The 8,881-nt window shown below is 43.8% G+C and carries 10 protein-coding genes; 4 read left to right on the top strand and 6 right to left on the bottom strand.

Translation table 11 applies throughout. The features are described 5' to 3' along the window. On the top strand, positions 1-691 hold a 691-nt coding region (locus tag F6K49_RS21570), incomplete at its 5' end, for a hypothetical protein (RefSeq protein ID WP_293099922.1). A 229-nt stretch (positions 692-920) separates the two neighbouring features. Here the strand turns inward: F6K49_RS21570 and F6K49_RS21565 are convergent. Next, positions 921-1,124, bottom strand: a complete 204-nt coding sequence (locus F6K49_RS21565) for a hypothetical protein (protein WP_293099920.1) — start codon at positions 1,122-1,124, stop codon at positions 921-923. A 99-nt stretch (positions 1,125-1,223) separates the two neighbouring features. Between F6K49_RS21565 and F6K49_RS21560 the strand changes: the two genes are divergently transcribed. Together F6K49_RS21560 and F6K49_RS21555 are read left to right on the top strand one after the other, a co-directional pair. Next, positions 1,224-1,520, top strand: coding sequence for a hypothetical protein (locus F6K49_RS21560; protein ID WP_293099916.1), 297 nt, complete (start codon positions 1,224-1,226; stop codon positions 1,518-1,520). 61 nt (positions 1,521-1,581) lie between these two features. Further along, a complete protein-coding gene (locus F6K49_RS21555) occupies positions 1,582-2,205 on the top strand; it encodes a hypothetical protein (protein WP_293071139.1) in 624 nt (207 codons plus the stop codon). 15 nt (positions 2,206-2,220) lie between these two features. Here F6K49_RS21555 and F6K49_RS21550 read toward each other — a convergent pair whose 3' ends face one another. After that, on the bottom strand, positions 2,221-4,410 hold the full coding sequence (locus F6K49_RS21550; RefSeq protein WP_293071137.1) for a pentapeptide repeat-containing protein: 2,190 nt from the start codon (positions 4,408-4,410) through the stop codon (positions 2,221-2,223). A 413-nt stretch (positions 4,411-4,823) separates the two neighbouring features. Between F6K49_RS21550 and F6K49_RS21545 the strand changes: the two genes are divergently transcribed. Beyond that, positions 4,824-5,078 carry a hypothetical protein gene (locus tag F6K49_RS21545; protein ID WP_293071135.1) on the top strand — a complete coding sequence of 85 codons (255 nt, stop codon included), beginning with the start codon at positions 4,824-4,826 and terminating at the stop codon, positions 5,076-5,078. A 524-nt stretch (positions 5,079-5,602) separates the two neighbouring features. Here F6K49_RS21545 and F6K49_RS21540 read toward each other — a convergent pair. From F6K49_RS21540 to F6K49_RS21525, 4 genes are all read right to left on the bottom strand, one after another. Further along, positions 5,603-6,058, bottom strand: coding sequence for a hypothetical protein (locus F6K49_RS21540; RefSeq protein ID WP_293099911.1), 456 nt, complete (start codon positions 6,056-6,058; stop codon positions 5,603-5,605). 349 nt (positions 6,059-6,407) lie between these two features. Continuing rightward, positions 6,408-6,998 (bottom strand): hypothetical protein, encoded by a 591-nt coding sequence (locus tag F6K49_RS21535; RefSeq protein WP_293099908.1) that lies wholly within the window; start codon positions 6,996-6,998, stop codon positions 6,408-6,410. A 123-nt stretch (positions 6,999-7,121) separates the two neighbouring features. Then, entirely contained in the window at positions 7,122-7,610 is a 489-nt protein-coding gene (locus F6K49_RS21530) for a hypothetical protein (protein WP_293071129.1), read from the bottom strand. Between the two features lie 88 nt (positions 7,611-7,698). Then, positions 7,699-8,271, bottom strand: coding sequence for a hypothetical protein (locus F6K49_RS21525; protein WP_293071127.1), 573 nt, complete (start codon positions 8,269-8,271; stop codon positions 7,699-7,701). Between the last annotated feature and the right edge of the window lie 610 nt (positions 8,272-8,881).

Raw genomic sequence — 8,881 nt, 5'->3', positions numbered from 1 at the left:
GCCCTCGCCCTCTCTGCCGCAAAGTGGGTCTGGCAGCAAAGAAGGGACTGGGTATAGCGCTACCGATATTTCTCTAAAAAATCCTGGGGATGACTATAGTGCTACAGCTTTTTCTCTAAAAAATCCTCAGGATGACTATAGCACTACGGCTTTTTCTCTAAAAAATCTGTCTCTCGAGGAGCATAAGCAACTCTCTATTGTTGACTACTGTCATGAACATGCCATTGGTCAATTGGTTGCTTCCAAGGATGGGCGTATAGGGACAGTAATCCAAGCTGTTCCGGGAGATACCCTTCGTTTAGATGTTGAGTGGTGGTATGGGAACCAGTACAGCAGAATTCCGTTTAAGCAGGTGAAGCTGCTTGGACTGACTATAGAAGACCGCTTATGCTGCCGCCTCCCAGATGCGTCTAAGCAGCATGGCAGTTTATACAAATTCACCGCTAACCGCAGAGGGAAAGATGGTGTTATGCGCACATACCCACTAGTGGAGGGCGATCGCACCAGGGACTCCGATTGGTATTGGGGAATCAATATCAAGGTTCTGGTAAACCCCAAGAAGGGCTGGCAAAGTAAGAACTTTGGAGTTAAGCTCTCGAAGCTTCCTCTGGTTCGAGCTGCTCAGAGGGAGGGTAAGGACTATGTCTATATCGTTGAGAAGGTCTTGGGGAAGAGTATCAACCTGTGCTGATTAGTGTTGCAGGTGGTCTAAGTCGGAGTGGTTTTGTTTTAGAGAAAAAACCAGTGGTCTAAGACGGAGCGGTTATGTTTTAGAGAAAAAACGGGTGGTCTAAGGCGGAACAGTTCTGTTTTAGAGAAAAAAAACCGGTGTTGCCGGTGGTCTAAGACGGAACCGTTCTGTTTTAGAGAAAAATGTGGGTGGTGTAAGGGCGATCACACCTTCAACAGTCAGCACCTGGTCAATCTTGTGCTTTTGGTGAATTACTACAGTAGTCCCAGGGTAAATACATCGACCAATGGAAGCGATCGCATGTCCTTAGGGGGCGATCACGTAGTGTCGGCAAAGCCGAATCGCTACCAAGTACTCGTGGAAATAAGATGTGAGCGTGAACAATCGGTGAATAGCTTGAAGAACGGTATTTGAATAGGAGTAGAGTGGGCATCCTGCCCGCCCGAAAAAATCAGGAACGGGCAAGATACCCATTCCACCCATTATTAAGCAACCCCGTTTTTTTTTGCGATATCCTGGGGAAGTCAGCCCCTTGGCACACATACCTGCTCCTGGGGCTGCTTCTGCTCCCATCCCCTCCATCGCAACACACGGAGGGGTTATTTTTGAGGGTTTAATGCGATCGCTTTTTGATCTTGTCGAAAACTTGTGGACAGATCAACCACATGCTGACTCATCGACATGGATCTGTCCAAATCAAGAAATCTCAACAGACAGCAGATTTTTCCCCAATCCCCTACTACCTACTCCCTACTCCCTACTCCCTACTCCCGATTCCCGATTCCCGATTCCCGATTCCCTATTTCCTATTTCCTCTACATGGATATAAAATGTTCAGTGAACATCCGGTGAACATCCGGTGAACATTCGCCGAACATCCAGCAAAGGTTATGACTCAGGAAATAGACAAAATCCCCGTCAAGGATTTACAGACCAGATACAACATCGGTCGCACCGCCCTTTATGATCGAATCAAACATGCCAATATTGAAACAAACAAAGAGGGGACTCGCTCCTTTATATCTGGTAGACAACTGGAGGAATTGGATCGTTTAAACACCCATTTGGAAAGGGGTGGAACGTTTGAAGATTTTGAGCCACTGTTAACCGAAGGGTTTACCGAAGATAGTCAGGAAACTATCTCCCTGGACAGTTCACCGAACAGTTCACCGAACAGTTCACCAAACGTTCACCGGACAGGTTCTTGGAAGGCAGAACGGGAAGCATTGGAGGTGTTGATTGATGCCATTGCTTCTGGTATTGAGAGAGCCAATATCAACAGAATGCAGCCCCTGAGTCCCATAGAATACATGCAGCAGTTGAAGATGGCTGCCCAAGAACAGTGGTTATTAACCACATCGGAAGTCAGGGAATTGATAAAAGTAAAACCTCACACCAGGAAGGGTGAGGATACGTACAGGAGGGGTTCGTGGTTGTTTGTTAAATCGGGGAAGATCGGGAGGGAAACTGCTTGGCGCGTGGAACAGGAACAGGGAACAGGGGACAATAGTTGATAGCTTACCCCAACCCTACGTCAATTCCTCAATCATAGCCATCAAAACGTTAACTAGGGGATGGTTTATTGCTTCCTTGAAAGCTTCCACTCCTCCGGCTTTCAGGGCATTGATTACCTTAGCTTTTAGGGGTGGGTTATTTTCAATTTGGTCAACAACTTCACTGACAACTATCATCTTTTCTTTGCTTGTCGTAGTGGGATTAGTCTGGGATATTTGGTTGAGAAGTTGCTGGATTTCTGCTGCTGCTTCAGCTAGGTTTTGTTTTTGCTCTGGTGTAAAATTAGTAGTATTAAATTGTCTAGCATTGTCGTTAGCAACAGCAAAATTAGGATTAGTATTAACCTTAGGATTAGTAGCTCGGTTTTGGTCTATATTAAAATGACGTGAATTATCTGACATATCACTCTCCGATTTAGCTGTATTTGTAAGATTGATTATAGAATTGGATGACTGCTGACTGGTAAAAGCGTTTATAACATCCTTTATATTCTGAAGATGGCAAGTGTTAGCCTCATCTTTACCCTCTAGAAAACCAATTCTCTTAGCGTCTTCTAGTCTAGCCTCATAAACTTCCAAAAAAATTATTTCAACCTTACCCTTATCTATTGATCCTAGGATTTCCAAGGTAAGTAAAACATCATTTCCCTTCCTCTCAATTGCTTGAATCGAATCACCAGTAATTTCAGGGTTTTCCGCCATTAATTCTTGAAAGGCTTGACGAAATGCTTCTGGATTAACCCCATTACGCAGAAGAATCTGCACCGTATTCATAATCTGCTTATAAAGCTTGTCAAAATCCCCTGGTTCAAAAACCCGATTAAAGTCATGGGGGCGGCGCTCTCGACTTCCCATATTATCGGGATTCTCTAGTAGAAAGACATACTGACAATCAACATTAGTTAACCTAGTTTTTGAATCAATGTTCCACGCTTCTAAACAAGCACCAGTAAGATAAGCATCGGTAAAATTAGTACCAACGCAATTAGCTTGAGTTAAATTAGCCCCTTTTAAATTAGCATCCTCTAAAGTTGCTTCGCTAAGATCAGCTTGTTTTAGATTAGCCTTATTTAGATTAGCCCCTTTTAAATTTGCACCTCTAAGATTGGTATTAACTAAATCAGCTTCTTCTAACTCAGCGTTTTCTAAAGTTGCTTTGCTAAGATCAGCTTGTTTTAGATTAGCTTTATTTAAATTAGCTTCTTTTAAATTTGCGCCCCTAAGATTGGCATTAACATAAGACTTATTATAACTCTTACCATGAACCAATAATTCTCTGACTGCTGTATCAGCTAAGATAGTTTTACCAGGTCTAGCTTGGTCAAGCTTAATAGTTTTCCTCCAACAAGTACAAGTGATAGTAGCCTCTCTTAAATCTGTACTTTTGAGGGTAGCTCCCGTAAAATCAGCATTGGTTAGGTTAGCCTTGTAAAAACTTGTTCCTCCTGTGGCAGCAAAAGCAATAGCAATACTACGAATCCAGGCATCTCTGGGGTTCCCCTTTAGAGCGCGCCAGCCCAGGTAAGTGCCAAGTAAGGCTCCAGCTCCGGCTACGGCTACGGCTACGGCTTCAGCTTCGGCTCCGGCTAAGGCTCCGGCTACGGCTTCAGCTCCGGCTATAACTCCGGCTCCGACTACGGCTAAGGCTCCGGCTACAAATCCGACTACGGCTACGGCTAAGGCTAAGACTCCGGCTACAAATCCGATTATGGCTAAGGCTCCGGCTAAGGCTCCGGCTACGGCTTCAGCGAAGACTTTACCTAAGGCTACGGCTAAGGATCCGGTTCCGGCTACGACTAAGACTACGGCTACGGGTCCTCCAATACCTTGACGAAGGATTATAGCAAATAAGACAATTATTACAACCAAAATTGTCCAGCCTAAAACTTTTTCTGTTATGTTTGTAGAGTTAAATATGTGCTCTACGAACTCTCCACTAAATAAATAAATAATTCCTGATAGTCCTGACGCTATCCAGGAAACCAACAAAACAACAATTGCCCACCTTTTCTGTAATCCTGCCTTGGCCTTACAAAATTTAGTTTCGGTTAGATTAGCATTCTTAAAATTTGCCCCTCGAATATCCGCTTCACTAAAATCCGCCCCGGAAAGGTCTTCCCCTTGAAACGACTGACCTCTAAGATTTTCCCTACGGAAATCCCTTTCTCCTGCTGCATATCGTCTCAGAACTTCTTTAGCTTTCATCGACCACAATCATATATATTCACCAAGTTCTCCCCCAACATTAAGGTAATGTCTGGAGGTAATTAAGAATAGTATCCTCAAGGGAAATGTTTGTTATATTTTTTCTACTACTGTGTCGTCACCACAACACATCTAAAACTCCTTGCTCAGTACCAACGCTTCGACAGTTTCAGCTTGCTACGCATCGCCTCCAAGCCCTCAGCGTAGCTGCCTTCTTTGCCTCTAGGGCTGATAGTTGGGCTAAATAAAGCGATTTGCAATTTAGTGATGTAATAAGATGCTTTGACCTGAGATGATAAGTTATAATATCCAGCTGACTAATCTTATAACTTTCACTAATCATTGTTATTGATTTAGTTAGATAAAGTCGTGATATAAATCACATCAACCGGTGAAGTTAATTACTGCATTCAGTGACTGGATGTTCTGAGGGGAATTTAGCCCAGCTTGCGATTGCCCTATGGCCACGCTACGCGATCGCACCAGTAGCAAGACCAACATCCCAATCAAACGCGATGGGCTTTGCCGCGCCAAAGGCGATCGCACCAGTACCAAGAACCAACATCCCAATCAAACGCGATCGCACCAGTAGCAAGAACCAACATCCCAATGCAAACGCGATTGACCGTAGGCCACGCTATGCGAACGCACCTCAATACAAGTGTTAACAGATTGCGATTGCACATAGACCATCGAACACGCGCTGCGCTGTGGAAACCAGATAAATACCTTGGTTTTAAGTTCAAATTGCAGATTTTAGACAAATATCTCGGTTTTAAGTTCCCGGCTGGGTCGGCGCTCGGCATAAATCTTATCCCTAAAGTACTTAGATCCAATAGCCTCGCGCGACCACAGCCTAGTCGGCCAGGCGGAGTGTGGAGATTTTTTCTTCGATTAGACCTCCGTTAGAGAAATTTATTCTAAATTTCCCTAACTCCGTCCTAACCGTACGAAAAAACTCCAGGGGGGGTTTTCCATTAAAAAAATGGAGGGAGAGGAAGAGGGAGAGGGAGAGGGAGAGGTAACGAAGGTGGGTTGGCTCCGGTTCGGTCTTGGGTTGGGGTCAGTCGGCTGGCTTCGGTTGTGTCGTGGGTTGCGCCGGGGCTGGGCACGGGGCTGGTTTCTGGTTTTTGGCCGGGGCGGCTGGTTTTGGCTGGCCGCCCCGGCCAGCCCCTAGTTGTCGGCAAAGTTGTTAAAAAAGCGAGAGCTGTTGGTAGGTTGGCTTACTCAGCCATTCGGGCAGCGGATTTTTCTCTAAAAAAGTTATGTCGATGTCAAAACCATAGTATTTACAGAGAGCTATGGTTCCCCAGGTTCCTGATCCGTACCCGTGGAAGGTTGGTTTTGGTTGTACCCCTTGCGGGCAGGGTTTGTTTGGGAAAGCTAGCAGTTTGTAGCTTCCTGGGTTTTTCATGCAGTCTTTTACCATTCTTGTACTTCGCTCTGCGAAGTGCCACCGTTCTCTCCCGGTCACGTGGTAGGTGGTTACAGTCTGTTTTTTCTCTAAAAAATGTAGGGCTATTGTATCTACCCCAGGGGCGTCCCCGATGTGCCAGGTGTCTGCGGATATGCTGTTTAGCTTTTCTTGGATTACGGAGATATGCTCTGGTCTTATGGTGCGTGGTCCTGTGATGCAGCAGTTAATCATGGCTTTATTTTCTCTTTGGCTTTAACCTCAGTATACCATGATTTACGGTGAAAATCAACGAGAAATCAATACTTTTGGGGATTTTACGAAGGTTGCAAAGACTCCGCTCCGGGGGATGCACGGGGCTGGTTACTGGTGATGCAAAGTGGTTGATCGGTTTCCCAGCGCCCCGGCACCCCCGGAGCTCCGTGCGGAAGTAGGGAGTAGGGAGTAGGGAGTAGGGAGTAGGGAGTAGGGAGTAGGGAGTTAATTAGACCTCTTGCAAAAGTATTTTTCTGATAGTGTTTACGTCAATTCTTGTCCACTGTTCCCTGTTCCCTGTTCCCTGTTCCCGACAACTGGAAGAAGTCTATTTTATTTCTTCCCAGTGAATACAATCGTTGTTTTCCCAATAATTAATACTAGAAGACAAAGATGGATTCACGGCGCACGGAAGTGGTTCTCCTTCTGCATAATATTTACAGCGAGAGCAGCTTTTGATTTTTTGACGAGGCTGACGCTGACAAGGATTCTCCCTGACAGGAAAAGTGTGATTTAAATCTAGAGTTAAAATGTTATAATCGTTTTCCCAAGCTAAAGTTGGATAATCAATCAAATAGTGTCCTTCGGTTTTCCAATCATCACGTGATTCAATGACACCTATGTCTCCAGGGGGTAAACAATAATATTGTGATAGATACTCGCATGTAGCTTTAAGCACAAAATAATTGTCGTAATACTCAGGAATGTATGCTGTCTGATATCCAGGGAATATCCAAGCTTCCGAATCTGTTACTTTGCACAATAAACTCCCTCGATATCTTACAAATAAATAACCTTTTTTGTAACCTATATTAATCTCTTGAATTAGAGTAGTTAATAAAGGGTCTTTTATGTCTATTGACAAAAATGCGACTATGTCTTCCTTGATTTCACTATGTACAAATGAGATTATACTCATGCTTGTTTCTCCTTGGGATTTTTCCTAGTTACAATTTAGGATAGGTTGTCTATTGGTGTGTACTGCGATCGCATGAATAATGGTGTGCGATCACAGCTTACTATTGGGTTAATTTCAATGAAGTTATAAAAGACTTAGTTGTTGGAATTGTTCATTCCAAAGCTTCGATGGTTCCCACCAGATTAAAGCCCATCTTTGCTCTTCCAACGGTGGCACGCTATGGAGTTTCTTAGAATCAAATTGATAAATGATTCCACCCTTACAGCTGTACTCTAAACCATCAATAATGAATAGATAGTCAGTGCTACTTAGTACAAAAGCCTGCCTCCCATATATTGATGCGTCCCGATGAAGCCGAACGCCTCCTCCTTTGCCGTACTTGCAAAGTAAAGATAATTTCCAATCTGGACAAAATCTTGATGCTAGTTTGTCCATTCTTTCGTCATAATGTGCTTTAATAACTTTCGGTGGTTTGACATTAACTAGCTTGTAACCAAGTGGAATTACTAGACGGTTATAATCTTGACTGTATATGCTCTCTTCGAGCATATGCTCTTTTGATTCACACCATTCAACAAATGGCTTCAGCTCTACTCTTCCAAGCTCTTTCATCCAACTACCTCCTAATTTTACTTTTTGCTAGGTGTACGCGATCGCGGATAGTGCGATCGCGTTACTTTAGTTAGAAATTAGTTCATCATCAAAACGCCTCCTTGTTTAATTCTTCAAGTGGAGGTAGTCCAAACTTTTTCTGATAGCTAGCAACAGTTGCTCGTGCCGTTTCAGAGTCCCAATAGCAACGCCCAAGTCCAAATAAAGCCACTGCTCTGCGCATGGCTTGGGCTGCTGCTTTTGGTATTGGACCACCCCATTTAGTTGAAGAAGTTGGCTCAGAACCTAAACCTTCCCGTTCAAAAAGCCCTTGAGCGCACAAGATTTGAATTTTTGTCTTGACAATAACCATGTCGGACGACATGGTTATGTTATCAAGTTTGCTCCACCCCGGAGTGATGTAATCTAATATCAACGATATGGTTGATGAACGTAGATAAGGGGCACGTCCGATCAGCTTTTGAGTTCTGTCCGGGTAGATTTTATAAAGTGGTTTGAAACTAACAAGTTTCAACGGGATTGGAGCGGAAAGGTCAGACATAATTTCTGGAAATTCTCGCATCCAGCCACGAGTAGTCTGATCATATATGGACTTTCGGAGAGACGGTAGATCTGGAGGTAATATTGGGCTTGCCCCATTTTGAGAATTAGTTTCATTCATTTCCTCAAAACTCCGTACTTGAATTAGGGTTCAAATTTGCCCAGTATTTGTCGAATTTAGCGTCATGTTTCCCACAGGAAAAGCCTGACATATACCGGCAGTTTTTTCGACATACTTTTGAGGAATGGCAAACTTGCTTTAGCTCGTTGAAGTAATCGCAGCGGCCTTTCCAGTTTCCTGAATAGCCATCCTGATATCCTCTCTCCTGGAAAGAGAGCATGGTTTCTTCTGCAAAACCATCAGTCTGATGGATCTTCGATTCTTGCTCGAAGTCCAACCATTGGTCATATAGCATAATATTGATAAGTCTGTAACTTGACTGACAACGGGAGGAAAGTATTTAGTCGTGATTTCCTTCCGTTTCTATCCTCAGTATACTAAGGATAGCAGCTAATGTCAAGTCATTTTATCGAAAAATATTTCCTGTGCATTTTAGTGTTAACTATGGTATACTGAGGATAAGACTAATGCGTGCCAGTGCCATGTCCAGACTCCTGGTCTAAGCCTTGGTAATTCCCGGTAACCCCCGGAATTACCTACCAGGATGCAGACTAAGTATTTATTTACTACGTTGTTTAAGTCAAGATACCTACAGATGAACGCCAGTTTG

The organism is Moorena sp. SIO3I6, assembly GCF_010672095.1.
This window is presented reverse-complemented; position numbering and strand designations above follow the sequence as displayed.